17 protein-coding genes are annotated in these 25275 nt (G+C 67.7%); 4 read left to right on the plus strand and 13 right to left on the minus strand.

Annotated features, from left to right (window positions below; all coding sequences use genetic code 11):
* From AC07UH_RS09360 to AC07UH_RS09385, 6 genes are all read right to left on the minus strand, one after another.
* The gene (locus AC07UH_RS09360) at nucleotides 1-1608 is read right to left on the minus strand and encodes a family 43 glycosylhydrolase (RefSeq protein ID WP_495180031.1); all 1608 of its coding nucleotides are present in this window, start codon (nucleotides 1606-1608) and stop codon (nucleotides 1-3) included.
* Nucleotides 1605-2279 (minus strand): DUF6445 family protein, encoded by a 675-nt coding sequence (locus tag AC07UH_RS09365; RefSeq protein ID WP_495180030.1) that lies wholly within the window; start codon nucleotides 2277-2279, stop codon nucleotides 1605-1607. Before AC07UH_RS09365 ends, AC07UH_RS09360 begins: the two co-directional genes overlap by 4 nt.
* Before the next feature lie 11 nt (nucleotides 2280-2290).
* A complete protein-coding gene (locus tag AC07UH_RS09370; RefSeq protein WP_495180029.1) occupies nucleotides 2291-5317 on the minus strand; it encodes a TonB-dependent receptor in 3027 nt (1008 codons plus the stop codon).
* Nucleotides 5318-5477: 160 nt separating this feature from the next.
* Nucleotides 5478-7001, minus strand: a complete 1524-nt coding sequence (locus AC07UH_RS09375; RefSeq protein WP_495180028.1) for a tryptophan halogenase family protein — start codon at nucleotides 6999-7001, stop codon at nucleotides 5478-5480.
* On the minus strand, nucleotides 6989-8407 hold the full coding sequence (locus AC07UH_RS09380) for a glucoamylase family protein (RefSeq protein WP_495180478.1): 1419 nt from the start codon (nucleotides 8405-8407) through the stop codon (nucleotides 6989-6991). The genes AC07UH_RS09375 and AC07UH_RS09380 overlap by 13 nt, the downstream gene beginning before the upstream one ends.
* Nucleotides 8407-9408, minus strand: a complete 1002-nt coding sequence (locus tag AC07UH_RS09385) for a LacI family DNA-binding transcriptional regulator (protein ID WP_495180027.1) — start codon at nucleotides 9406-9408, stop codon at nucleotides 8407-8409. The genes AC07UH_RS09380 and AC07UH_RS09385 overlap by 1 nt, the downstream gene beginning before the upstream one ends.
* Nucleotides 9409-9576: 168 nt before the next feature.
* Here AC07UH_RS09385 and AC07UH_RS09390 point away from each other — a divergent pair, with 168 nt between their 5' ends.
* Nucleotides 9577-11856 (plus strand): glycoside hydrolase family 3 N-terminal domain-containing protein, encoded by a 2280-nt coding sequence (locus tag AC07UH_RS09390; RefSeq protein WP_495180026.1) that lies wholly within the window; start codon nucleotides 9577-9579, stop codon nucleotides 11854-11856.
* 28 nt (nucleotides 11857-11884) lie between these two features.
* Here AC07UH_RS09390 and AC07UH_RS09395 read toward each other — a convergent pair whose 3' ends face one another.
* The 3 genes from AC07UH_RS09395 to AC07UH_RS09405 are packed head-to-tail and all read right to left on the minus strand — an operon-like array spanning nucleotide 11885 to nucleotide 18017.
* Nucleotides 11885-13105, minus strand: coding sequence for a dipeptidase (locus AC07UH_RS09395; protein ID WP_495180025.1), 1221 nt, complete (start codon nucleotides 13103-13105; stop codon nucleotides 11885-11887).
* Nucleotides 13105-15198, minus strand: a complete 2094-nt coding sequence (locus AC07UH_RS09400) for a penicillin acylase family protein (RefSeq protein WP_495180024.1) — start codon at nucleotides 15196-15198, stop codon at nucleotides 13105-13107. Before AC07UH_RS09400 ends, AC07UH_RS09395 begins: the two co-directional genes overlap by 1 nt.
* A 14-nt stretch (nucleotides 15199-15212) precedes the next feature.
* Nucleotides 15213-18017, minus strand: coding sequence for a TonB-dependent receptor domain-containing protein (locus AC07UH_RS09405; protein WP_495189828.1), 2805 nt, complete (start codon nucleotides 18015-18017; stop codon nucleotides 15213-15215).
* 68 nt (nucleotides 18018-18085) lie between these two features.
* Between AC07UH_RS09405 and AC07UH_RS09410 the strand changes: the two genes are divergently transcribed.
* The 3 genes from AC07UH_RS09410 (at nucleotide 18086) to AC07UH_RS09420 (ending at nucleotide 21402) form a co-directional block, all read left to right on the plus strand.
* Complete coding sequence (locus tag AC07UH_RS09410) at nucleotides 18086-18823, plus strand: sigma-70 family RNA polymerase sigma factor (RefSeq protein ID WP_081974528.1); 738 nt, start codon at nucleotides 18086-18088, stop codon at nucleotides 18821-18823.
* On the plus strand, nucleotides 18732-19739 hold the full coding sequence (locus tag AC07UH_RS09415; protein ID WP_495180022.1) for a FecR family protein: 1008 nt from the start codon (nucleotides 18732-18734) through the stop codon (nucleotides 19737-19739). The genes AC07UH_RS09410 and AC07UH_RS09415 overlap by 92 nt, the downstream gene beginning before the upstream one ends.
* Before the next feature lie 109 nt (nucleotides 19740-19848).
* Complete coding sequence (locus AC07UH_RS09420; RefSeq protein ID WP_495180021.1) at nucleotides 19849-21402, plus strand: CRTAC1 family protein; 1554 nt, start codon at nucleotides 19849-19851, stop codon at nucleotides 21400-21402.
* Nucleotides 21403-21454: 52 nt separating this feature from the next.
* Here the strand turns inward: AC07UH_RS09420 and acs are convergent, their stop codons facing one another.
* From acs to madL, 4 genes are read right to left on the minus strand one after another with little or no spacing between them, the layout of a single operon-like run.
* Entirely contained in the window at nucleotides 21455-23362 is a 1908-nt protein-coding gene (gene acs, locus AC07UH_RS09425) for an acetate--CoA ligase (protein ID WP_495180020.1), read from the minus strand.
* Between the two features lie 18 nt (nucleotides 23363-23380).
* Nucleotides 23381-24064 carry a GntR family transcriptional regulator gene (locus tag AC07UH_RS09430; protein WP_495180019.1) on the minus strand — a complete coding sequence of 228 codons (684 nt, stop codon included), beginning with the start codon at nucleotides 24062-24064 and terminating at the stop codon, nucleotides 23381-23383.
* A gap of 2 nt (nucleotides 24065-24066) precedes the next feature.
* Nucleotides 24067-24834, minus strand: a complete 768-nt coding sequence (gene madM / locus AC07UH_RS09435; protein WP_495180018.1) for a malonate transporter subunit MadM — start codon at nucleotides 24832-24834, stop codon at nucleotides 24067-24069.
* Nucleotides 24831-25265, minus strand: coding sequence for a malonate transporter subunit MadL (gene madL, locus AC07UH_RS09440; protein ID WP_495180017.1), 435 nt, complete (start codon nucleotides 25263-25265; stop codon nucleotides 24831-24833). Before madL ends, madM begins: the two co-directional genes overlap by 4 nt.
* Nucleotides 25266-25275: the final 10 nt, after the last annotated feature.

Consider the following 25275-nt stretch of genomic DNA (forward strand, 5'->3'; position numbering starts at 1 on the left):
TTATAGCCGACGGCCGGCGATCCGCCGCCAGCGGATCGTCGCGTCGCGCGTATCGGCCGCGCGCGTCGCCTCGACCAGGTCGGGTGCGGCGGGGGCCACCCCGCCGGCGCTGCCGAAGACGCGCAGGTCGGCGATCGCGAGATGCGCGCCGCCGATATGACCGTGGACGTAGCGGACGAAGCGGGCGGCCGTCGGTCGCGGTAGTTCGAAATAGGCGTTGGGGCGGTCGCGCCGTGGCGCTTCGGTACGCGCGAGCGGCCGCCATTCCCTCCCGTCGCGCGAGGATTGCAGCTGAAATTCGGTGTAGATGTCGGGAGCGTCGCCGAACCGCCCGGCCTGATAATCCGCGAAATCGACCTGCACCGCGCGTATCGTCTTCACCGCCCCGAGATCGATCGTCAGCGTCGCGCCGGGCGCCTTGTCCGGCGACAGCCAGAAGCTGCGCGGATTTTCATCGGTGGCGTCGCCCGGTCCATGCCCCGCGACGCTGCCGCTCGCCTGCGCGCGCTTCCGGTAGGAGAGCAGCATCCAGCCGGTGAACAGCATATCGGGATCGGTGACGCGCCCGGTCGGCAGCCGCTGCGGGAAGTCGCCGAAGCGGGTCGATACCCGCATCTGCCCATCGGCATCGAACACGGTCGGCCACAGTCCGACGCGCCGCTCGAACGTCCAGTTATAGCCGATCCACGGCGTTCCCGTGTTCCACCAATTGCCGTGCAGATCCTGGAACGTATTGCCATGCCCGGCGCCCTGCACGAAGCCGCCGGGTTTGTAGCCGATGGGATTATAGGCGGCGTAGGTGAATGGCCCCATCGGCGAGGTGCCGACGTAGGTGCCGGTTGCATACGCATTATATTCGGTGCCCGGAGCGCCATATTGCAGATAGTAGCGGCCACGGACCTTGGTCATCCACGCGCCCTCCATATACGGCTTGACCGGCGTGCCGTCGGGGGTGGTGCCGCTGTGATCCTGACCGAAACGCTCCCAGCCGTGACGGTCGGGATCGAGCAGGATGAAGGATTTGCGCGGGCTGCCGTACGTCATCCTGCCGTCAGTGAAGCCGACGGGCGCGCCGTAGATCGGGAAGACGTTCGACGAGTTCCAATAGAGGTACCAGCGCATGTCGTCGTCCCGGAACAGGTCCGGGTCCCATGGTCCGGGCGGCACCTCGCCGGGCTTGATCGTCTCCTCGAAGCCCGATCGTACCGCGCCCGGCAGCGGCGGCATGCGGCGGACGAACAGGTCGATGCGCCCGCTCGCCGGATCGCTGCTGCTGTAGATCGTCCCCTGCGTCGTCATCGACGGCATGATCAACAGCCGCTCGCCGTCCGAGGACACGGCGGGCGCGACGATCCCCTCCGCCGGCCAGCGACTGGGTTTGACGAAGCGCCAGGTGACGAGGTCGGTCGAGCGCCAATATCCGTCCGCCAGCGTGAGGAAGAGGTAATAGGCGCCCTTGAACGGCACGATCACCGGGTCGGCGCCGGTGCGATACGACACGCCCTCGTTGACCTGCTCGAAATTGTAGCGGTAGTCGAGGTCGATTGGATTGGCATAGGTCTGCGCCGGCACGGCGGCAGCGAGCGCGAGCGCGAGCCAGGCGATCATCGCTGCGCCTGGACGAACAGATTCGCGGTCAGCCGCCCCTGCCGCGGATCGGCGCTGAGCGGCAGATCGTCCGGGATGATCCCCGAATGGAGCAGGCAACCCTGATAGATGACGACGCGATCACGCCGCGCGTCGACCCGGCCGATCTGTTCGAACGCGGCGGTGCTCTCGTTGATATAGCCGTCGAGCGCCGGACCGTCCCGACGCGCGGCAGCAAGGAAGGCGGCGCGATTGCCGTCATCGACGCGCTCGATCCCGGTGGCGCGCTGCCGGTAGAAGGCGGTCCCCGCCGGCTGGTCGGACAGATAGTGCAGCACGGCGATATAGCCTTCGTCCGTCGCGTCGAAATGCGGCGCGCGTTGCACCGGCGTGAGCGTCTCCGGCGCGGCGGTGACGATCGAGAAACTCGCCTCGATCCAGTCGAAGCCGTCGATCGCGAAGGCGCCGCCGATGAACGGCGCGACGCGGTCGAGAAGCGCGGTGGCATAATCGTAGGCCGCACCGTCGCCGGCAGCGAGGACGCGGCGAACCCCGGGGTAATGGCCGCCCGCCGCGGGATAAGGCGCCAGCGCCGCCGCGAGATCGACGATCCGGTCGACCGCGCCGCTCGCATCGTCGACGACGACGACCGGGCTCTCGCCGTGCCCGATGCGGAGCAGGCTCGGCGTCATCGTGCCGGTCCTCAGAACTTGTAGCGCGCGCCCACCTGGAACGAGCGCGGCACGCCCTGCGTGTCGTTCTCGCGCTTGGTGGGATTGACGCCCGACCCGGCGCCCCAGGCGGTGTAGGTGCGGTTGACCGAATCGAACAGGTTGAACGCGGCGAAATTGACCTCGAGATCGGTCCCCCACGGCATCCGGAACGTCTTCGAGATCCGCGCGTCGACCGAGGCGTAGCCGACGATCTGGTCGGGCCAGAAGACGCCGCCGAAATTGCCATAGGCGCTGGCGTTCTCGGGCGGATTGGCGGGGAAGATGACTTGCCCGAACGACGGCCCCGAACTGAACGTGCCGGTCAGCGACAGCTTGGTGTCCCATGGCCCGCGCGCGATGCCGGTGCCGACGAAACGCCATTTCTCGACGCCGGCGACGTAATTCCAGCCATAGGCATCGACGCGCGGACCGTTGTAGAATTCGTCGCTCTGCAATTCCTGCGCGACGTTGCTCTTCGCCTGCTGCAAGGTCAGCGTCGCGGTGAAGCCCCATTTCGACCCGGTGACGAACGGCTTCTCCGCGGTGAAATAGACCGCGTTATATTCCGCCTTGCCGTCGTTCGAACCGATGTTGAGCTTGCCGCTATAGCCCGGCAGGATGCCGGAGGCGGGGAAGTTGTCCTCGATCCACTGATCGCCCTGGCTGGTGTACTGGCCGCTCGGAAGGCGGTTGCCGCGCACATATTTGAAGATGTTGTGGCTGCGGATGTGGCTGAAGGTGATCGACGTCTGCACGACGCCCAGCCGCTTGCGCACGCCGAAGTTGAACTGATCCGAATAAGGCAGCTTCGTATCGTTGTTGAGCAGCCAGACGTCGCCGCCGACGCCGGTCGCCGTCGCCGCGGCGCGCAGATTGTCGACGTTCTTGTAGCTGTCGTTCCACACCAGGGTCGTCGCCGGCAGGACGCCGCCATTGCCCTGGCGGAAGCTGGCGCAGGTCGGCTGCCCCGGCCCGTCGCAGAAGCTGAGCGTGACGGTGCGCTGGTACAGCGCCTTGACCGTCTCGATCCCCGCGGTGATGAACAGCGGCCGGTCGTAATATCGCCCGGCGCCGGCGAACAGCACCGTGTCGCGGTCGCCGTTGATATCGTACGAAATGCCCAGCCGCGGCTGGAACGCCTTCCAATACGGCTTCCGGTTGCTGCCGTTCGAGATATAGTCTTCCGGGTTGATCCCCGCCGCCTGCCACGGCTGATAGTTGCGCAGCGCGGTGGCGATTGCGTCGGGCGTGACGAACTTGTCGTTCTTGGCGTTGGTCTCATAGTCCCAGCGGATGCCGGCGTTGACCGTGATGTGATCGTTGACCGTCCAATCGTCTTGGATGAACAGGCCGATCTGCGTATCCTTGACCTTCGCCGCCTGGACCGGGACGACCGACACCGCCGCCTGCTGCGGCGTCGACGCATCGAAGGTCGTGTAGGTCGAGGGGGTGAAATAATAGGAGCCGTTGCCGAGATTGTCTTCGGCGCGCGACAAGTCGTTGAGCGATACCTTGACGCCGGCCTTAATAACGTGCGCGTTGCTGAAGAAGGTGACGTTGTTCTTGAACGTCCAGGTCTTCTGATTGTCCGACTGTTCGAAGCCGTTGGTGCCGAGCGCAGCGACGACCGAACCCGGCTGGCCGAGGATGATCTCCGGACCGCTGCCGGTGCGCGGCGTGCCATTGAAGACGGTGTTATAGGCGATCGTCGCCTCGTTCAGCCAATTGTCGCCCCGGTGATTCCACTCGAGCTGATAGAGGTCGATCTTCGATTGCAACAGATGGCCGTGCGACGGCACCGACGTGCCGCCGAAATCGGCGAGATTGCTCTCGCGACGGAAGAAGCCGCTGAAATTGACCGTGTCGGCGTTGCTGACGAAGGCAGTGAGCTTGCCGAAATACAGCTTCTGGTGGAAGTCCTGCGCATAGCTGCCGTTATATTGATCGGCGATCGCCTGCGGCACGACCTGCGACGGCTGATCGGTGTTGGTGGTGCCGAGCAGCACCGCGGCCGAAGGCGCCTTCTGGTCGGTCGCTTCGAACGCGCCGTAGAAATGCAGCACGTCCTTGATGATCGGGCCACCGAAGTCGCCGCCATATTGCTTGCGGTCGTAATCGCCCTGCTTGAGCGAACCGTCGCGGTTGTTCGCCTTGCCCGGCCGGTCGAAATATTTGGTGCCGTAGAAGCCCTTGGGCTGCCATTCGCCGAAGATCGTACCGTGGAAATCGGTGCCGCCCGACTTGGTCACCGCGGTGATGATCGCCGAACCCGCCTGCTCATACTCGGCCTTGAAGTTCTGCGTATCGACCTTGAACTCCTGCACCGCGAGCTGCGGGAACGGGTTGCCCTGACTGAAGTTCTGGCCGGCGACGCCGCCGTGATTGACCTGGTTCTTGAGGCTCAGGCCGTCGATGAAGACGTTGACGTTGTCGGCGCTGATGCCGCCCGCCTGCACCTGCCGGTTGCTGCGCCCCGGCGTCACCGAGACGCCCGGTGCGAGCGCGGCGAAGTTGAGGAAGTTCCGGTCGCTCTGCGGCAGGCTCTCGATCTGCTGTTGCGAGACGTTGGTGGAGATTTCGGCGGTGCGCACCTCCTGCGTGCGGCGGCCGGTGACGACGATGTCGCTGCCCGTGCCACTGCCCGCGTCGGCGGAGGTCGTCGTCTCGGTCGCGCCGGCCTCGGTCGCCGCGGCGGGGGTGTTGATGTCGAGCGTGATCGTCTGGCCGACCGGCACGACGACCTGCTGCGGCTGCTGACCGTCGACGGCGACGCGATAGGTGCTCGGGCGAATGCCGGGGATGGTATAGGTGCCCGCATCGTCGGTGCGACCGCGGATGACCTGCCCGGTGGTGAGATCGGTGATGACGACGGCGGTACCGGGTGCGGCGCCCGCGACCTTGCCGCGCAGCGTCGACGTCGACTGGGCCAGCGCCGGCGCGCCGACGGCGAGCGCCATGGCAAGCGCCGCGGCCGACATGCCGCGACGGAACCGTGCGGCCTGATACCCTGCTGCCATTGCAAACCCCTCCGTCTGTCACCCGATCTTTGCTTCCACCGGCGCGTCGACGAGCGACGGCAGCGGATCGCGCTGGGCATATGAAACCGGTTACTCGCCTCCGTAACCGGTTACAACACGGCTCGCGCTAAAGACTTGGACCGTTGCGCTCCGGCAACAGTCAGGCCTGGCAGTGGCGGGCGATGAACGCTTCGTGCGTCGGCATCCCGGCGGCGACCTCGGCGATCACCTCCTCGACATCGCCGAGAAAGGCGGCGGCCTGTGCGGCAGGGATCATGTCGACCATCGGATCATAGGCCACGCGCAGGCGCTGGCCGAGCAGCACCTGCACCCAGCTTTCCTCGCGGAACAGCTCGGCCTTGCCGTGCATGAAGAACCGCGCCGACGCCGCGAACAGCGCAAGCCGTTCGGTGAGGCTGTCGGGCACGTCCATATGCTTGACGTAGCGCCAGAATTCCGTGTCTTCGCGGTCGGTGACCTTGTAATGCGCAATGATGAAATCGCGCACGTCGCGATATTCGAAGTCGGTCTGGCGATTGTATTCGGCGATGTCGGCATCCTGAAAGCCGCGCCCGGGGAACAATGCGATCAGTCGGAGGATGCCGGTCTGGATCAGATGGATGCTGGTCGATTCGAGCGGTTCGAGAAAACCGCCGGCAAGTCCGAGCGCGACAACATTTTTTTCCCATGCGCGCCGCCGCTTGCCGGGACGGAAGCGCACCGGCCGTGGATCACCGATCGCCGGGGAGTCGAGATTGGCGAGCAACGTCCGCGCGGCCGCCTCGTCCGAAACGAAGCGGCTGGCATAGACGTGGCCGTTGCCGGTGCGATGCTGCAGCGGGATCCGCCATTGCCAGCCGGCATCATGCGCGATCGAGCGGGTATAGGGCGTCAGCGGCCCCTGCCGTGCGCTCGGCACCGCCAGCGCGCGGTCGCAGAGCAGCCAATGGTCCCATTCCTCGTAACCGACCCCCATCGCATCGCCGATCAGCAGCCCGCGCATGCCCGAACAGTCGACGAACAGGTCGCCGTCGACCGTCCGTCCGTCGGCGAGCACGACATGGTCTAGGAAGCCGTCCTGCCCGCGCCGGTTGGCGGCGACGATCCGCCCCTCGATCCGCTCGACGCCCGCCGCCTCGGCGCGGCCACGCAGGAAGGTGGCGTAAAGCGCGGCGTCGAAGTGATAGGCGTAATCGAGGTCGGCGATCGGCGAATTTGGATGCGCCGGATCGGGCAAGGCGAAACGGTTCATCCGTGCCGCCAGCGTGTTGAGCGCATAATGATCGAGTGGTCGGGCCTCCCCCGTCGCCCGCGCCTTGAGCCAGAATTGGTGGCAGTGCAGCCAGTAGAGGTCCTGACCGATCTTGCCGAACCCATGGATGTAGCTGTCGCCGACGCCGCCCCAGTTGCGGAACTCGATGCCGAGCTTGAACGTCGCCTGCGTCGCGCGGACGAACTCGAATTCGTCTATGCCGGCGAGGCCGTTGAAGGTCCGGATAGCGGGGATCGTCGCTTCGCCGACGCCGATCGTGCCGATCTCCGCCGATTCGATCAGCCGGATCGTATAGACGCCGAGCAAGAGCCGCGACAGCAGCGCCGCGGTCATCCAGCCGGCGGTGCCCCCGCCGACGATCGTGATCGTCTTGAGCGGCGGATTGGGATGGCTCCCGCTCACCCCAGCCATCCGCCGGCGAACCCTGCCCGCGTCAGCCCGCGCCGGATCGTCGGCGAGCGGCGCATCGCCCGCCACACGCCCTCGTCGCGCATATTGGCGATCGCGCCGAGGATCGCGCCCTGATCGATGCCCAGATAATCCCCGTCGATCCAGCCGCTCGTCGCATCCACCGACCCCGCCTCCAGCTTGACGTCGGTATAGCGGAACGACGGGTTGAAGCTGTCGAGGAAGCCATATTTGCCGTAGAGCCCGGGCCATGCCTTCATCGCATTGGCGGCGGGAACGACGATCTCCGGCGCGAAGGCGAGGCTGCCCAGCGCGGCGGTCGGCGCCAGCGTCCCATCGTCACGCTCGTCCGGCTGGCCGAGCGGGCCCCGCGCCGAATAGCCGAAGAACTCCGCGGTCCGTCCCTTGAACGGCAAGCGGAAATTGCCCGGTCCGTCGCAGGCGGTCAGTCCCCAGATATCGCGGCCATAGCCGTCCCAGCGCATCGGGTTGGCGATGCAATAGGCGCGATTGGCATAGGTCGCGCGGCGGCTGTTCTCGAAATAGTCGAAGCCCGCCTGCCGCATCGTCGCATCGCGGATGCCGCGGAAGTCGATCCACATCTGGCTGTACTGATGGCCGAACAGCGGCGCGAAGGCGAGGTGCCGCGTCGTCCCCCGGCCGCGCCAGAAGCCCGGATAGGTTTTCGTCCACGCATCCCACGCCCCGTCGGCGAGCGGCTTGCCCCGGCTGCCGAGGCCGACGATGTAGACCATCATCCCCTCGTTATACCCCTCCCACGGCCGCTCGATGAAGCCCTGCCCCGGGTGCCAGCCCATCGATACGCTGCCACGCGCGTTGGTGAACCACGGCCAGTCGGCGCGATCGGTGATTTGCTGCGCCAGCCGCCGGATCTCCGCCTCCGCCGGGTCGGCGCGATCGTACCAGGCGCCGGCGAACAGGATGCCGAGGAAGAGGAGCGTGGTGTCGACGCTCGACAGCTCGGTATCGCGGAAGCGCTGGCCGGTCTTCATGTCGAGGAAGTGATAGAAGAAGCCCTTGTGCCCGCTCATTCCCGCCGGCGCGTCGCCCTGCGGCGCGGCAGCGAAGAAGCGCAGCGTGGCGAGCGTCAGGTCGCGCGCGGCTTCGCGCCTGATCCAGCCGCGCGTCACCCCGACGGGATAGGCGGTCAGCGCGAAGCCGACCGCGGCGATGCTGGCGAAAGACGGGGTCGGCCAGCGATCCGGCACCAGCCCGTTGTCGCGATTGGCGAGATCCCAGAAGAAGCGGAAGGTCCGCTGCTCCAGATCATCGAACCAGCCGGGCAGCGCGACGCGCGGCGCCGCCCCGGCCAGAGCGGGCAGGCAGGCGGCGGCGGTGGCGAGCGGGGCGCGAACCAGCAGCGCGCGGCGGTCGATCGGGGTACGCATCATGTCGGCAGGGGTCCGGTGGTGGAGCGGATGACGAGCTCGGTCGCGACGATTTCCGTGTCCGGCGACAGCGCACCGCCGTCGAGCGCATCGATCAGCCGCGCGGTGGCGCTCGCCCCCATTTCGGCGAGGTTGATCCGCACCGTCGTCAGGCCGAGATAGCGGGCGAGCGGAACGTCGTCGAAACCGGTGACCGCGATGTCGCCGGGGACCGCCGCCCCCGCCTCGCGCAGCGCGCTCATCGCCCCCAAAGCCATCATGTCGTTGGCGGCGACGATGCCGTCGCACGCCTCGCCCGTGGCGATCAGCCGGCGCACCGCCGCGACGCCCGATTCCTCGCGGAAATCGCCTTCGATGACGATCGGGTCGCTATCGGGTGCGTGCACCGCCATCGCGGCGAGGAAGGCGTCGCGGCGTTCGCGTCCATCGATATTGCCGTCCGGGCCGCTGATGTGCAGGAGCCGGCGGCGGCCGGTCGCGGCGAGGTGCGCGACCGCTGCCCTGATCCCGGCGGCATTGTCGATCCGATAGGCGGCGCGGCCGGTCGTCTCGCGGCAATTGACCAGCACCGCGGGTACGTCGCGTGGCAGCGCCTCGTCGAGCTCGGCGACATCGAGCTGCGGCGCCATCACGATCAGCCCGTCGACGCGCCCGCGCATCGATCGCATCGCCTGCGCCGCCAGCGCCGCATCGGCGTGCATGTTCGACAGCAGAAGGTGATAGCCGCGCGCCGTAACCTCGCGATCCATGCCGCGGACGATCTCCGAGAAGAATTCGCCGTAGAGGTCGGGCAGGACGACACCGATCGCATGGCTGCGGGCCAGCGACAGACTGCGCGCGCCGGCGTGCGGCACATAGCCGAGCGCCTTGGCCGCCGCGAGCACGCGCGCACGCATGTCGGGGCGGACGCTGCTATGCCCGTTGAGCGCGCGCGATACCGACGCGACCGATACCTCGGCGACGCGCGCGACGTCGCGGACCGTGGCGGATGCCTGTTTCATGCCCTCCCCTTGCGTGCCATCCCCGACCTTCTATCGTCGCGACACATCTTGTGCGACGCCGGTGAGCTGTGTAACCGGTTACAGGATAGCGTCAACGCGAAAAGCACCGGGTCCTTCGCGGGTCACCCCGGGCACGCGCGACGACGGCGATGAGGGGACGACCTGGATATGACCGACATCACCATCTCGCGGCGTGCGGCGCTGCTCGGCGCCGGGACGATCGCCGCCTGGGCCGCCAGTCCGGCGCGTGCGCTGCTCGCCGCGGCGGCGGACGACGCCTTGCCCGCCGGGATCGAGGCGATCCTCGCCCGGATGACGCTGGAGGAGAAGGCGGGCCAGTTGCAGCTCAACGCCGCAGCGTGGAGCGGCGGCATCGCCACCGGGCTCAACCCGCCGACGACCGGCGGCCCGAGTTTCGAAGGCCAGCTCGCCGACGCGGTCGCGGGCAAGCTCACCGGCGTGTTCAACGGCAATGGCGCGGTGATGGCGCGGCGGATGCAGCAGGCGGTGATGCGGGAATCGCGGCTGAAGATCCCCTTGCTCTTCGCCGCCGACGTGATCCACGGCCACCGCACCATCTTCCCGGTGCCGGTGGCCGAGGCGGCGAGTTTCGATCCCGATCTGGCGATGCGCACCGCACGCATGGCCGCCTATGAAGCCGCGGCGGCGGGGATCGACTGGACCTTCTTCCCGATGGTCGACATCGCCCGCGACCAGCGCTGGGGCCGGACGATGGAAGGCGCGGGCGAGGACACGCTGCTCGGCCAGATGTTCGCCACCGCGCGCGTCCGCGGCTTCCAGGGCAAGCAGCTCGGCGACATCGACGCGGTGATGGCCTGCATCAAGCATTTCGCCGCTTATGGCGCGGCCGAGAGCGGGCTCGATTACAACAGCGTCGACCTGTCGGAGCGGACGCTGCGCGAAGTCTATCTGCCGCCGTACAAGGCGGGGTTCGACGCCGGCGCGATGAGCGGCATGGCCTCGTTCAACGAGATCAACGGCGTCCCCGCGACCGGCAATGCCTGGCTGATGCAGCAGGTGCTGCGCGACGAATGGAAATTCCCCGGCATCATCGTCTCCGATTACACCGGCGACGAGGAGATGATCGCCGCCGGCTTCGCCAAGGACGGCAAGGATGCCGCGCGCCTCGCCTTTCTGGCCGGGGTCGACATGAGCATGCAGTCGAATCTCTATGCGCTGCACCTCGCCGACCTCGTCCGCGAAGGCGCGGTGCCGCAGGCGACGCTCGACCGGTCGGTGCGGCGCGTGCTGATGGTCAAGCACCGGCTCGGCCTGTTCGACGATCCGTTCCGCCGCATCGATGCCAAGCGCGAGACGGCGCGGTCGCGCACCAAGGCGGCGCTCGCGCTGTCGCGCGAGGCGGCGCAGAAATCGATCGTGCTGCTCAGGAACGACGGCGACCTGCTGCCGCTCGACCCGGCGCAGCGCATCGCGCTGATCGGTCCGTTCGCGAGCGGCCAGCACGACCTCAACGGGCCATGGGTGGTCTATGGCGACAACAACCAGGCGATCGATCTGGCCACCGGCGTCAAGGCGGCGGGCGCGCGTACCGTCAGCGTGACGCCCGGTTCGGGTGTCGAGGAGCCGCTCGTCGGCGGGATCGACGCGGCCGTCGCGGCGGCGCGTGTCGCGGATGTCGTCGTGCTGGCGATCGGCGAGAGCGAGACGATGTCGGGCGAGGCGCAGTCGCGCACGTCGATCACCGTGCCCGCGCCGCAGATGGCGCTGGCCGAAGCGGTCGCCGCGACGGGCAAGCCGATCGTCGTGCTGCTCAAGAACGGCCGCGGGCTCGCGCTGGACGGCGCGGTCAAGGCGGCACCGGCGATCGTCGTCACCTGGTTCCTCGGGTCGGAAACCGGCCATGCCATCGCCGACGTGTTGTTCGGCAAGGTCGGCCCGTCCGGACGCCTGCCGCTGAGCTTCCCGCACGAGAGCGGACAGGAACCCTATTATTATGCGCACAAGGCGACTGGCCGCCCCGCGCCCGACGGCCCGCGCCAGCCGTACAAGGCGCAATGGCGGACGTCGCCCAATGCCGCCCTCTATCCGTTCGGCCATGGCCTCACCTACGGCAAGGTCGGCTATGCCGCCGCGAACGTACCGGCGACGCTGGCGTGGGACGGGCGGATCGAGGTATCGGCGACGATCAGCAACACCGGCGCCCGCGCCTGCGAGGAGCTGGTCCAGCTCTACATCCGCGACCGCGTCGCCAGCATCACCCGGCCGGTGCGCGAGCTCAAGGCGTTCCGCAGACTCGCGCTGGCGCCGGGCGCGAGCGAGACGGTGCGCTTCAGGCTGACCCGCGCGCAGCTCGAATTCCTCGGCGGCGACCTGCGGCCCACGGTCGAACCCGGCACGTTCGACGTATGGATCGCGCCCTCGGCACAAGCCGACGGCGTGCACGGCACGTTCGAGCTGGTGCGCTGATCCCGTTGGCGCATGAACCGTATGCGGCTCATGCGGTGACGGGAATGGTCGGGCGCGCGGCCGGATCGCCCGCGGCCTGCGCCGCATCGAGCACGCGCAGCGCGTTGCCGCCCCACACCTTGGCGACGTCCGCCGCGCTATAGCCGCGTGCGAGCAGCGCCGCGGTGATCTTCGGAAAGGCGGTGATGTCGTCGAACCCCTCGACCCCGCCGCCGCCGTCGAAATCGCCGCTGATGCCGACGTGATCGATCCCGGCCACCGCGATCGCATGCAGCAGATGCTTCATCACGTCGTCGAAGGTCGCACGCGGCACCGGCCAACGGACGTCGATCGCCTTGCGCTCTGCCAGAAACGCTTTGCGATCCGCCTCGGTCATCGTCGCGCGCGGCGGCAGCTTCGCCATCAGCGCCGCCAACGCCGTCTCGCGCGCCGGAATTTTGGGCTGTGCGATCATATAGCCGTCGAAGGCGTTGATCTGCACCACGCCGCCCTTGGCCGCCAGCGCGCGCAGATCGGCGTCGGTGACGTTGCGCGGATGATCAAACATCGCACGCACGCCCGAATGCGACAGAATGATCGGCGCCTTCGACAAGGCGATCGTCTGACGAAGCACGTCGTCGGAAGCGTGACTGCAGTCGATGAGGATGCCGAGCCGATTGGCCTCCGCGACGAACATCCTGCCTTTGGGACTGAGCCCGTGCCATTCGGGCGTGTCGGTCGCGCTGTCGGCGAGGTCGTCGTTCCTGAAGTGGACCGGGCTCATCATCGTGACGCCCAGCCGCTGGAAGCCGCGCATCAGCGACAGGTCGCCCTCGAACGGATAGCCGTTCTCCATACTCATGAAGACGAACCGCTTCTTGGCGGCAACGGCAGCGCGGGCTTCCGCCGAGGTGGTTACCAGCCGGAAGGCGTCGGAATGCCGCGCGACCATCTCGCGGATCTGCACCGCACGCACCAGCGCCGCATCGCGCGCATCGCGATCTCCTTCCGACGTGCGGGGGCCTTGCGCGGTGAAGATCGCGAAGATCCCACCGTCGATCCCGCCCTCGACCATCCGCGGGTAATCGACCTGATCGCCAGTGTCGGCCCGGCTGTGGCGGTCCATGATGCTCCAGCCGGGGCGGCCGAGATTGGCGGGGGTGTCGAAATGCGTGTCGAGCACGATCGCCGCCTCATGCACCTGCCGTGCGTCCTGCGCAGAGGCGGCGAGCGCGAACAGCGCCAGCGGCGCAAGCCATGCGGCGCGCATCAGAACGCCGTCCTCTCTTCGACGTGACGTTCCACCTCGGCGCGGTCCCGCCATAAGGTGCGGAAGGTCTTGGTCGTCAGGAAGCGCAGCTGGTCGCTGTTGTGCTTCGATCCGGGCTGGCTCGCATTGCCATAGCTCATCATGCCCACCGCCTTCATCGGTGTGGAGAATTCGATCATCGACACCCAGGTCTCGCCATGGACCGGCGTGCGTTCGCCGTTCTTCATCGGTCCCCAGGTGATCGTCCGGAACACGCCGGTATTGCCGAAGCCGCCGTTGCCCGGCACGCTGACGTCGCCGAGATGGAAGCGCGAGGCTTCGCCGAACGGGCGGTCGAGTGAGCCGTACAATTGCCGGGTCTTCGCCGCCGCCACCTTCAGCATCGCGACCGCCGCGGCCGGGTCCTTCAGCCCGCGCGGCGTGGCGAGCGGATCGTCGAGCGTCCACTTCACCGCGTAATTGCTTTGGTCGACGAAATTGCGCGGGGTGAACAGCGCCGCCCAGGTCTCGAACAGCAGCGCGCCGCGGGCATCGCCCTCGAATCTGTGGTCCCAGCTCGCGAGCAATGCCGATGCCGCGACGATGTCCGGATCCTTATGGCCTTTCGCTGCGGCGAGCAGATCGGGCAGCAGCCGGTCCGCCATCAGGGACCGGGTTTCCAGCTTGCGCGTGACGAAATCGTCGAACGACAGCTTCGGCGTCGCGGTCATCAGCATGACCGAATGCTGCGCGCGCTGGCTGACCGGGCCGACCGGCGCGACATAGGCGGGGAACGCCTTGGGATCGAGCTGGCGCGGCCAGGTCGCCAGCCAGGGCGGATCGTTGGCGTTCTGGACGAAGCCGCTCGCCGGGTCGACCACCTTGGGCAGGTCGTCATAGCCATGCACGTCGCGCCACACGGTCGCCGGCGTGTCGCCCGCCACCGGCTTCGACCAGGTCGATACGTCGCCGTCCGCGTGGCGCGGCAGGATCCCGTTGTCGATGTACATGATATGCCCGGCGCGATCGGCATAGACAATGTTGAACATGGGCACCTGCATCCGCCCAAGTGCTCGCTGGAATGCCGCGAAGTCGTGCGCCTTGCCCATGTCGAGATATTGCTGGAGCACGCCCGGGCGATCAAGACCGGCGACCTTCAGCGCGATCGTACCGGTGTTGTTGGGCAGGTCGAACACCGGCCCCTGGGTCGCATAGCGCTGCGTAAAGGCGACCGTCTTCAACGTCCCGTCGGGCTGGCGCACCTTGTATCTTTTTTGCGCGGTGGTGAAGGGCAGCACCTTGCCGTCGTAGCGATAACCGCCATCCGCCAGCGTCAGCTTGTAACTGGAATAGCCGAGCATCGTGTTGACGGTGTTGGTAAAGCCGAGATCGTCGTTGAACGCGAAGCGGAGCACCGGCAGCCCGACCTGCGTCGCGCCATAGACGCTGTAACCGGGCGCGGTCAGATGGGCCTCGTAGTAAGTGAGCATGCTCGGTGCCCAGGGGAGATGCGGGTTGGCGAGCAGCATCGCCTTGCCGCTCGCCGAGCGTGACGGCGCCACCGCCCAGGCGTTGGACCCGCCCGCCTCGTTCGTGGTCGGATCGGCGAGCACCTTGCGATCCGACGCGATGTAGACGTAGTTCATCAGCCGGTGGGCGTGCGCCATCACGTCGGTGCCGCTGACCGGCAGCACGCGCCGCATCGCCGGGGCGATCGCATCGGGATGCGCGGCGGCATAGGCGTTGATCCCCGCGGCGAACGCGTCGAGATCCGCCCGCATCTGCGGCGTCTGCTGGCGGAACCACGTCACCGCGCGGGTCGGCACGTCGTTGGCGACGAGCCAGCGGTCCTGCGTCTCGTTGTCCGCGCCGCCCCAATATTCGGCGGCGCGTCCCCGCGCCTCACCGAACAGCTTGAGCAGCAGATTGCCGTGGCTCTGCGCCTGCGCATAGCCGAAGCCCCAGAAGGCGCCTGCCTCGGTCTTGGCATAGACGTGCGGCACGCCGAACGTGTCCCACAGGATCTCGCCGCCTCCGGCATTGCTCTTCGGCGTCGCGGCCGGCGCCGCTGCTGCCAGCCCGAGGGCCGCAGCCCAGATGATCGTCGCGCGCATCGCCCTGTTCCCCATCAGAAATTGACCGCGACGCGGCCGTAATAATAACCGCCGGTGAAGCCGTAGGCGCCGCTGGTCGCGTAGAAGCCCGCCCCGGTGTTGACGTTGGTCAGCGTGTCGTTGCGATCCGGGTAGACGTTGAACAGGTTGTTCGCACCGACCGCCACCGTCAGGCTTTCGGTCGTCCTCCACGACAACTCGAGATCGGTGATCCACTTCGCGCCAAAGGTACGGTCGTTGATCACGGCATTGCCGAACGATTTGAAGCTGCCATAGCGGACGACACGGGTCGACAGGGTGAAAGCGTCGATCGTCGCGACGTTACCGATGAACAGCTTGGTGCGCGGCAGGTTGACCGTCAGGTTGTTGCGCGACAGCCGGTCGAACAGCACGTAATCCGCGCCCAATGCGGCCAGCTGCGGCGGATTCGCCTTCACGCCGGTGATGATCGTCTTGTTGTAATTATAGCCGAGGTTCCACGCGAGGTTGGCGATCGTGCCGACCGGATGACGATAGGTTGCAACGACGTCGACGCCGCGTGTGCGGGTATCGATCGCGTTGGTGTAATATTGCGCGCTGATATCGGGCGACTGGCCATTGGCGACCAAGATCGCCGACACGGCATTGCCGGTGAGCGTCGAGGTGATCGCGATGCGGTCCTCGACCTTGATCTGATAGCCATCGACCGTGACGCTGAGCCGCGGCAGCGGCGTCAGCACCAGTCCGGCGCTGAAATTGGTCGATTTCTCCGGTGTCAGCGGTTGTGCCCCCAGCGCCAGGGCGGCGGGCGATCCGACCGGCAGCGTCTTGATCTGCAACAGGTTGAGCGTCGGCGGCGTGCCGATCGTACGGAACTGTCCGGTGGTCGACGCATAGATTTGCTGCGCCAGCGCCGGCGCGCGGAAGCCCGTGCTCGCCGCGCCACGCAGGGCGATCCAGGGCGCGACGGCATAGCGCGCGTTGACCTTGCCGATCAGCGTGTCGCCGCTGTCGTCGTCATAATGTTCATAGCGCAACGCGCCGCCGATCGTCACGTCGCGCGACGGGTCCCAGGCGATATCGGCATAGGCCGCGAGGTTGTTGCGCTTGACGAAGCCGGCGTCGGACGGCTGGAAACCGGCTGCGCCCGAGGCGCCCGGCGTCGGCCGGCCGAGGCTGGACGTATAGGTCCCGGCCGCATAGCTCGCCGGCTCGCCCTGCACGACCTGGTAGCTTTCGATGCGGTGCTGGAGGCCGCCCGACACCTGCAACGTTCCCGCCCCGACCGGGTAGGAGCGGGTAAGGTCGAGCGAGTTCACCGCCTCTTTCGAGATCAGCGACCCGACATAGAATTCCGTCGGACTGGTCGGTCCCAGCGAGGCGTTGATCGTGCGGTCCGCGCGCTGGCGCGAGCGGTTGCGCCCGAGCGTCGAGCTGAAATCCCACTTCCATCCGGCAATGACGCCCCGTGCGCCCACCGCGACCTCGTAATCCTCCTCGCTGATGACAACACGGGGATAGAAGCCGTTGGGATAGACCTGCGGCAGCGAATTGGCGTTGGTCGCGGGACGATAGGTGTAATTGAGGTCCGACTTGCGCTGCCCATAGGTGCCGAACGCATAGAGTTCGACGGTGCCGATATCATAGCCGGCGTTCAACGCCGTGGTGATGCTTTCCTGCGGCATCGATCCGTAATTGGACGTGACCAGCCGGTCGATCGTCGCCTCGCGCGGGTCGAGCGCGCCGTTCACCAGCGGATACAGCCGGATGTTCGAGGCGATCGGTTCGGCGCGGTTCGACGCCTGCTGCTTTTTCGCGCCGGCCGAAAGGTTGACGAACCCATGCTCGCCCAGCGGCAGCCCGAGGTTCAGATCGGCCTGAAACAGCTCGCCGTCGCTACGATCCATGTTCTGGCCCGCGGTCAGCGCGCCAAAGCCGCCCTTCGCATCGTCCTTCAGGATCACGTTGATGACGCCGGCGATCGCGTCCGAGCCATATTGGGCGGCGGCACCGTCGCGCAGCACCTCGATGTGATCGACCGCAGCGGTGGGGATCATGTCGAGGTCGGCCGGGACCGAACCGTTATAGTAATTGGAAACGGCGTTGATGAGCGAGGTTTTGTGCCGACGCTTGCCGTTGACCAGGATCAGCGTCTGGTCCGGATTGAGGCCGCGCAAGCCGCCGGTCGCGATCACGGTCGATGTGCCGCCCCCCGCCCGTGTCGGCAGGTTGAACGAGGGCACCAAGGTGTTGAGCGCGGCGAACACACCGGACTTGCCGGTCCGCTGGAGCTCGGCACCGCTGATGACGTCGATCGGCGTCGGGCTGTCGACGACGGTACGCGGCTGGCCACGGCTGCCGGTGACGACGATGTCGCTCGCCGGCTCGTCGACCTGGTCTGCGGTCGGGGCGGTCGGATCCTGCGCATCGCTGACCTGCGCCTGCTGGAACGCCGGGGTGAGTGCGACCGTGCGCAGCGCGGCGGTACGCATCGGTTGCGGCGGCTTCGCCGACGCCGGCAGCGACAATGCGATCACGCCACCGCCGCTGCGGTTGACGCGCAGACCGGTGCCGGAGAGCAGACGCCCGAGTGCGGCCTCTGCCGACATGCGCCCCTTCACGCCGCCGGTACGCAGACCGGCGACGCGGTCGTAGGGAAAGAGGATCTGCACCCCCGATTGTTCGGCGAAACGGGCGAGTGCGCTCTGCACCGATTGCGCCTCGATGGCGAAGGTGATCGTCGCCGGGGCGGTCGTCGCCGACTGCGCCGCCGCGGCCGGCGCCAACGGCATGATGGCAGTGCCGGTCAACAGCGCGCCGAATATCAAAGCTCTAGTCATCGTCAGCCCCCCGGCAATGGTGTCTCGTTGGGGGAAGACGTTCGCTGCGACACAATCTGCTAATCATCATGGCATTTTTATTTCATGATGGCTGGACAGCCGGGGCAAAGGCTGGTCGTATCGTCGCAACATCAAGTCCGCGGGAGAGGAACGCCTTCGTCACGTTCGGGGAGGTTCCGGTGGATTCAAGCACGGGCAACGGGTCGGTCAGGGCCAGGCTCGAATGGTACAAACAGGCCATTCTGCCGCATGAGGGCGCGCTCAGGTCGCGCCTGCGACGGGTGCTGCCCGATGGCGCCGACGTCGATGACGTCGTGGCAGAGGCGATGACGCGGGCCTATGCGACCGGCGACATCGAACGCGTGCAGTCCGGCCGCGCCTATCTGTACCAGATCGCCCGCAATCTCGTCATCGACGCGGCCCGACGCAGCAAGATCGTGTCGTTCGATCTCATTTCCGATCTCGACCTGATCGGCGTCGACGACAGCGCGCAGGCCCGGCTGGAGGCACGCGATGAATTGCGGCATCTTCAGTCGATCCTCGACACCCTTCCCCCGCAATGCCGGCGCGCTTTCGTCTTGCGGCGGGTGTATGATTGGCCGACGGGTGCGATAGCAGACGAGATGGGCCTGTCCGTTTCTACCGTAGACAAGCATTTAGCACGTGCCGCGCTGAAGATCATGCAGGCGATCGGCGAGTACGAGGGTTCGGGTTTTGGATGGTCCCTGCACAAGCGCAACGATAAGACAGGCGATCGACGCGGAAGCCACGCGACTGTTCCTGGCGGCCCGCGCCAGCGAGGCTGACGCCGATTGGGACGCCGCCTATCGCTGGATCGAGCAGGACCCCGCGCACGGCTATGCCTTCGCCAAGGTCGAGGCGGGTTGGGCGCTTGCCGCCCGGTTGCGCGACGCCCCGCCCGAGCAGTCGATCCCGGCGACGCCCCCGGCCCCGGTGTCGATCGCCACAGCGCGGCAAGATCCGGCACCTCCGGTCAGCCGGCGCCGCGCGATGGGCGGAATCGCCGCCGCCCTGATCGCGGCGATCGGCGCGATCGCCTGGCGTCGCGGCAATCGGGACGGCCATTATACGACCGGAATCGGCGAACGGCGCGCCGTGACGCTTGCCGACGGCAGCCTGATGCGGCTCAACACCGATACCGCGGTCATCGTCGATCTGGCACCCGAACGCCGTTCGATCCGGCTGCTGCGCGGCGAAGCGAGCTTCGACGTCGCGCACGACACAAGCCGTCCGTTCGTGGTCGCGGCCGACGAGGCGCGCGTCCGTGCGGTCGGCACCGCCTTCACGGTGCGGCTGCGCCCCGATCTGACCGAGGTGACCGTGAGCGAGGGTGTCGTCGGCGTGCGCGACGGCGGCCGGACCGAGCGCCCGGTCGCGGCGGGCAATGCCGCGGCGATGCGACGCGGGACGATCGCGGTGACGCCGCTGGCGCACGGCGATATCCAGCGACGTCTCGCGTGGCAGGACGGGCGGCTGAGCTTCGACGGCGATACGCTGGAACAGGCGGTCGACGAGTTCAATCGCTATCGCACCGTGCCGATCGTGATCGGCGATCCGACGCTGGCCGGCATCCGGATCGGCGGTACCTTCCGGTCCGATCGGTCGGGTGATTTCGCCCGCGCGCTCGAACAGAGCTTCGGCATCCGCGCAATCGAAGGAGCCGACGGTTCCCTGCTTCTGGTTCCGGCAGGCGACGGATAGCAGAAACGCGCGGCCCACCCGTTTGGCACGGAGAGAGGCGGGCGTCGAACGTCCCGACGCGGACCCGCAGTCCGATCAACCCGCCCCGCCCATACAACAGGGGAAGCTTATGTTCCGTCGTCCGATCGTCCGATTGCTCCCCCTCGCGCTCCTCGTTGCCGCCGCGCCGCAGGCGGCGGTGGAGACGGACGGCAAAGGGGGCCACGGCGTGCCGCTACCCGCGACCGGCCTTACCCCGCCGGCCTTCCAGCCGATCCAATCAGACCTGTTCGGCGTCGCCGGCTCGCTGTCCAACGCCTGGGCCGACATGGACAATGACGGCGATCTAGACTTTGCGGTGTCGCTGAAGAGCGGCGAGCTGCGCCTCTATCGCAACGACGGCGGCACCTTCGTCAGCGTCGGCGCGGCGATGGGCCTGCCGACGACGGGACACGAATTGCGCGGGCTCAGCTGGGGCGATTACGACGGCGACGGCTGGCTCGACCTGCTCGGCGGCGCGACCGATCCGAAACAGCCGACGCTCGTCTTTCACAACCGCAAGGGCAAGGGGTTCGAGGAGGTCGGCGCGGCGATCGGGCTCGGCTTCTCCGGACGCTCGGCGCGGCAGACCAGCTGGGTCGACTATGACAACGACGGCGATGTCGATCTCTATGCGGCCGACCGGATCGGTGCCAACCGGCTGATGCGGAACGATGGCGGTCGCTTCACACAGGTGTTTGCCGGAACGGGCGTCTCCGATCCGCGTCCCACCGTCGGCGCCTGCTGGTTCGACTATGACGAGGACGGCGACCTCGATCTGTTCCTTGCCAATCAATCCGGTGCCGCCGACGCTTTGTGGCGCAACGACGGCGCGCGTTTCGTCGACGTCGCCGTCGCGGCCGGCGTCGCCGGACCGAAGCGGACCAAGGACGAGGGCGGCGTCGGCTGCGCGATCGGCGACTACGACAATGACGGGCGGCTCGACCTGTTCGTGCCCAATTACGGGCCGAACGCACTCTATCGCAATCGCGGCGATGGCACGTTCGACAATGTGTCGGTCGCCGCCGGGGTCGGCTTCGACAATCACGGCGTCGGCGCCGCTTGGGGCGATTACGACAATGACGGCTGGCTCGATCTGTCGATCATGGCCTATGAAGGGCCGGTCGGGAATCAGCAGCCGACCAACGCGCTGCTCCACAACGAACCCGATGGCAAGGGCGGCCGGCGGTTCGTCAACGTCCTGCCCGGCGACAGCCTGATGAACGCCGGTGACCATGGCGTGCAATGGGTCGACTATGATCGCGACGGCGCGCTCGATCTGTCGGTGACCGATGGATACGGCCCGGTCGGCGGTCACTTCCTGTTCCGCAACGGGCTGGCGAAGAGCGCCGCCGCCCGCAGCCTGTCGGTGCTGGTGCTCGACGCGAAGGGGCATTTTACGCGACCCGGTGCCGAAGTGCGGCTGCGCGGCGGCGACGGACGCATCCTCGCGACGCGCCAGGTCGGCACCGGCGATGGCTATAACACGCAAAGCGCGCAGCCGGTGCATTTCGGCGTTGCCGAGGCGCGTACCGTGACGGTCGAGGTGACGTATTTGCGCCATGGAAAACGGGTCGTTCAGCGTCGCGCGAACATTCGCATCGCCGATTATGGTGGCCGTGCGCTCGTCGTTCGCGAGAAATAGCGACGGGCGAAAGGCGGGGCCTGCGATCGACGCCGATGATCCGAACGCGGCTCTAGCCGGGCACTCTGGCCTGCGATTCGGAGAGGAGGGCCTTCACCACGCCCGGATCGGCGAGCGTCGAGGTATCGCCGAGGCTTGCCGTATCCCCCTCGGCGATCTTGCGCAGGATGCGGCGCATGATCTTGCCCGAGCGGGTCTTGGGCAGGCCGGGGGCGAACTGGATCGCATCGGGGGTCGCGATCGGGCCGATCTCGCGCCGCACCCAGTCGCGCAAGGCCGCGCGCAGCGTCTCGTCGGCGGCCACGCCGGCGTTCAGCGTGACATAGGCATAGATCCCCTGCCCCTTCACGTCGTGCGGGAAGCCGACCACCGCCGCCTCGGCGACATCGGCGTGGAGGACGAGCGCGCTCTCGACCTCGGCGGTCCCCATGCGATGACCGCTGACGTTGATGACGTCATCGACGCGGCCGGTGATCCACCAATAGCCGTCGGCATCGCGCCGCGCACCGTCGCCGGTGGTGTAGACGCCCGGATAGAGGCTGAAATAGGCGTCGAAGAAGCGCGCGGGATCGCCCCACAGGCCGCGCATCTGCCCGGGCCAGGAAGCGGCGATGACCAGATTGCCCTCCGCCACGCCATCGAGTTCGTGACCCTCGGCGTCGAGCAGGCGCGGATCGACGCCGTGAAAGGGCAGGCTCGCCGAGCCGGGCTTGGCCGGCGTACCGGGCAGCGGCGTGATCATATGGCCGCCGGTCTCGGTCTGCCACCAGGTGTCCATCACCGGGCAACGGCCGCCGCCGACGACGTCGTGATACCAGCGCCACGCTTCGGGATTGATCGGCTCGCCGACCGATCCCAGCATCTTGAGCGAGGCGCGGCTGGTGCCGGTGACATAGGCGTCCCCCTCCTTCATCAGCGCGCGCAGCGCGGTCGGCGCGGTATAGAGGGTCGTCACCCGATGCCGGTCGACCACCTCCCAGATCCGCGCCGGGGTCGGCCAGTTGGGAACGCCCTCGTACATCAGCGTCGTCGCGCCATTGGCGAGCGGGCCGTAGACGATATAGCTGTGGCCGGTGACCCAGCCGATATCGGCGGCGCACCAATAGACGTCGGGCGCGGTGTAATCGAACACCGTCGCGTGCGTCATCGCCGCCCACAGCAGATAGCCGCCGGTGCTATGGACGACGCCCTTGGGCTTGCCGGTCGAACCGCTGGTGTAGAGGATGAACAAAGGGTCCTCCGCCGCCATCGGCTCGGGCGGGCAGTCGGCGGCGACGCCCGCGGCAGCCTCGTGATACCAGACGTCGCGGCCCGCGGTCATCGGCACCGCGGCGCCGGTCGCGCGGACGACGAGGACGTGGTCGACGGCGCCCGCGATCGCCAGCGCCTCGTCGACGCAGGCCTTGAGCGCGATCGTGCGGCCGCCGCGGCGGCCCTGGTCGGCGGTGATGACGATCCGGCTGTCGCAATCGGCGATCCGGCCGGCGAGCGCCTCGGCGGAAAAACCGGCGAACACCACCGAATGGACCGCGCCGATACGCGCGCAGGCAAGCATCGCGAACGCCGCCTCGGGGACCATCGGCATATAGAGGGTGATGCGGTCGCCCTTCCCCGCGCCGAGCCCCTTGAGCACGTTGGCGAAGCGCGACACCTCGCGGTGCAGTTCGGCATAGGTGATGCGGCGCGGTTCGGTGGCGGGATCGTCGCCCTCCCACAGGATCGCGACCTGATCGCCGCGCGTCGCGAGATGGCGGTCGATGCAATTGGCGGCGACGTTGAGCACGCCGTCCTCGAACCAGCGGATATGGAAATCGTCGCGGTCGAACGACCAGTCGCCCGCACGCGTCGGCGCCGTCATCCAGTCGAGCCGGGTCGCCGCCTCCAGCCAGAAGCCATCGGGATCGGCGAGCGAGCGGGCGTGGACGGCCTGACGGTCGGCGAGCGGGGTGGCGGTCGACATGGCATCTCTCCTTGGCGTTCAGCCGATCGCGTCGTGATCGGCGATATAGCGGTCGAGCGCGCTCGCCGCGTTGAGCATGTGCGCGCGCATCCGGCGCGCCGCGGTCTCGCCATCGCCCTCGGCGATCGCCGCCATCACGCCGTCATGCTCCTCGCGCGAGCGGAGGATGCGGCGGCCCTGGCGCAATTGCGTGCGGCGGAAGGCGTTGAGCCGGGTGCGCGTCGCCATCGCCTGTTCGGCGAGGAAGGCGTTGTGCGTCGCGTGATAGAGCGTCTCGTGAAAGGCGCGGTTGAACGCGTCATAGGCGTCGACATCGTCCGCCTCGACCATCGCCAGCGACGAATCGTGAAGCTGGATCAGCCGGCTGCGCTCAAGCGGCGTCATGCGGTTGGTGGCGAGCCGCACGCACATCGCCTCGATCTCCGCCATCGCCTCGAACATGTCCATGATCCGCTCGGGGGTCAGCCGGGTGACGACGACGCCGCGGCGCGGGCGCATCTCGGCGAGGCCGCTGACCGCAAGCTGGCGCAGCGCCTCGCGCACTGGCGTCCGCGACGCGCCGAACCGGTCGGCGAGCTGCTGCTCGTCGAGCTGTGTACCGGCACGCAGCGCGCCGCTGGCGATCTCGTCGGTCAGCGCGTTGCGGATCCGGTCGGACAGCAACGTCCGCTCCTCGCCCAGCTCGTCCACGTCGCTCGCCATCGTCAGCCCCCCACGATCCCGCGCACCGCCAGATAGAGGATCGACGGCGCGACCAGACAGCCAAGACCGGTGTGGAAGGTCGCGGTCAAGGCGCCATAAGGCACGAGCCGCCGGTCAGTGGCGGCAAGCCCGCCCGAAACGCCGCTGACGGTGCCCATCAGCCCGCCGAACACCATTGCGCTGCGCGGATTGTCGAGGCCGATGAAGCGCGCCACCAGCGGCGTGCCGATCATCACCAGCACGGCCTTCAGCACGCCGGTGGCGATCGACAGCGCGATCACCGCCGAACTGGCGCCCAGCGCCGCGCCGGTGACCGGACCGACGATATAGGTGACCGCGCCCGCGCCGATCGTCGTCATCGACACCGCATCGGTATAGCCGAACGCCGCCGCGACCAGCGCACCGAACACGAACGGGATCACCGTGCCGAGCCCCAGGGCGACCGCGCCGATCAGCCCGGCCTTCTTCGCCTGCACGACATCGACCTCGAACGCGGTGGCGACGATCGCGAAGTCGCGCAGCATCGCGCCGCCCATCAGGCCGATGCCGGCGAGGATCGGGATGTCGGCGACGCCCTTCTCGCCGCCGGTCCACAGTCCGGCGGCGAAGGCGCCGGCCAGACCGATGATGATCGCGATCGCCGAGCCGTGGACGCGACCACGGGTCAGATGTTTCGACAGTGCATTGGACAGCCACATGACCAGCCCGACGATCGCAAAGGCGGTGAGCAGCGCATTGGCGACGAAGACATGGGTGAGCATCGCGGTCATGCGGGGTCTCCCGCGGCGACGCGCGCCGCCTCGCGCGCGGTGGCGCTCCTCGCCCCGATCTCGTCCATCGTCTCGTTGGTGCCGCCCAGCCGGCTGAGGATCGCGACCATGCCGAAGCAGAGCAGCAGCGCGCCGACCGCGGCGATCACCACCACCGGGCCGCCCTCGGCGGCGGCGACGACATTCTGCTGCGCCGCCATCGCCACGACGATCGGGATGTAGAGCGCACCCCAGAATTCGACGCCGAGCTTGAGGCCATGGCTCATCAGCGCGCGTGCGCCGAGCCACAGCCGCGCCGCGATCAACAGGATCATCGCGATGCCGACCCCGCCGACATTGGCCTTCACGCCGAGCGCGACCCCGAGAAGATCGCCGAGGAACACGCCGATCAGCGTGCAAATGGCGAGGAGCGCCACGCCGGAAATCGTCATGCCGGCACCT

It is taken from the genome of Sphingomonas sp. GW821-FHT04B01 (genome assembly GCF_059420425.1).

Excerpts from the sequence above, each read along its gene's own strand:
- AC07UH_RS09380 (WP_495180478.1), bottom strand. The coding sequence starts at position 8,407 with ATGCGTACCCCGATCGACCGCCGCGCGCTGCTGGTTCGCGCCCCGCTC.
- AC07UH_RS09390 (WP_495180026.1), top strand. The coding sequence starts at position 9,577 with ATGACCGACATCACCATCTCGCGGCGTGCGGCGCTGCTCGGCGCCGGG.
- AC07UH_RS09385 (WP_495180027.1), bottom strand. The coding sequence starts at position 9,408 with ATGAAACAGGCATCCGCCACGGTCCGCGACGTCGCGCGCGTCGCCGAG.
- madM (WP_495180018.1), bottom strand. The coding sequence starts at position 24,834 with ATGACCGCGATGCTCACCCATGTCTTCGTCGCCAATGCGCTGCTCACC.
- AC07UH_RS09365 (WP_495180030.1), bottom strand. The coding sequence starts at position 2,279 with ATGACGCCGAGCCTGCTCCGCATCGGGCACGGCGAGAGCCCGGTCGTC.
- acs (WP_495180020.1), bottom strand. The coding sequence starts at position 23,362 with ATGTCGACCGCCACCCCGCTCGCCGACCGTCAGGCCGTCCACGCCCGC.
- AC07UH_RS09405 (WP_495189828.1), bottom strand. The coding sequence starts at position 18,017 with ATGACTAGAGCTTTGATATTCGGCGCGCTGTTGACCGGCACTGCCATC.
- madL (WP_495180017.1), bottom strand. The coding sequence starts at position 25,265 with ATGACGATTTCCGGCGTGGCGCTCCTCGCCATTTGCACGCTGATCGGC.
- AC07UH_RS09360 (WP_495180031.1), bottom strand. The coding sequence starts at position 1,608 with ATGATCGCCTGGCTCGCGCTCGCGCTCGCTGCCGCCGTGCCGGCGCAG.
- AC07UH_RS09400 (WP_495180024.1), bottom strand. The coding sequence starts at position 15,198 with ATGCGCGCGACGATCATCTGGGCTGCGGCCCTCGGGCTGGCAGCAGCG.
- AC07UH_RS09430 (WP_495180019.1), bottom strand. The coding sequence starts at position 24,064 with ATGGCGAGCGACGTGGACGAGCTGGGCGAGGAGCGGACGTTGCTGTCC.
- AC07UH_RS09370 (WP_495180029.1), bottom strand. The coding sequence starts at position 5,317 with ATGGCAGCAGGGTATCAGGCCGCACGGTTCCGTCGCGGCATGTCGGCC.
- AC07UH_RS09420 (WP_495180021.1), top strand. The coding sequence starts at position 19,849 with ATGTTCCGTCGTCCGATCGTCCGATTGCTCCCCCTCGCGCTCCTCGTT.
- AC07UH_RS09375 (WP_495180028.1), bottom strand. The coding sequence starts at position 7,001 with ATGGCTGGGGTGAGCGGGAGCCATCCCAATCCGCCGCTCAAGACGATC.
- AC07UH_RS09410 (WP_081974528.1), top strand. The coding sequence starts at position 18,086 with ATGGCATTTTTATTTCATGATGGCTGGACAGCCGGGGCAAAGGCTGGT.
- AC07UH_RS09395 (WP_495180025.1), bottom strand. The coding sequence starts at position 13,105 with ATGCGCGCCGCATGGCTTGCGCCGCTGGCGCTGTTCGCGCTCGCCGCC.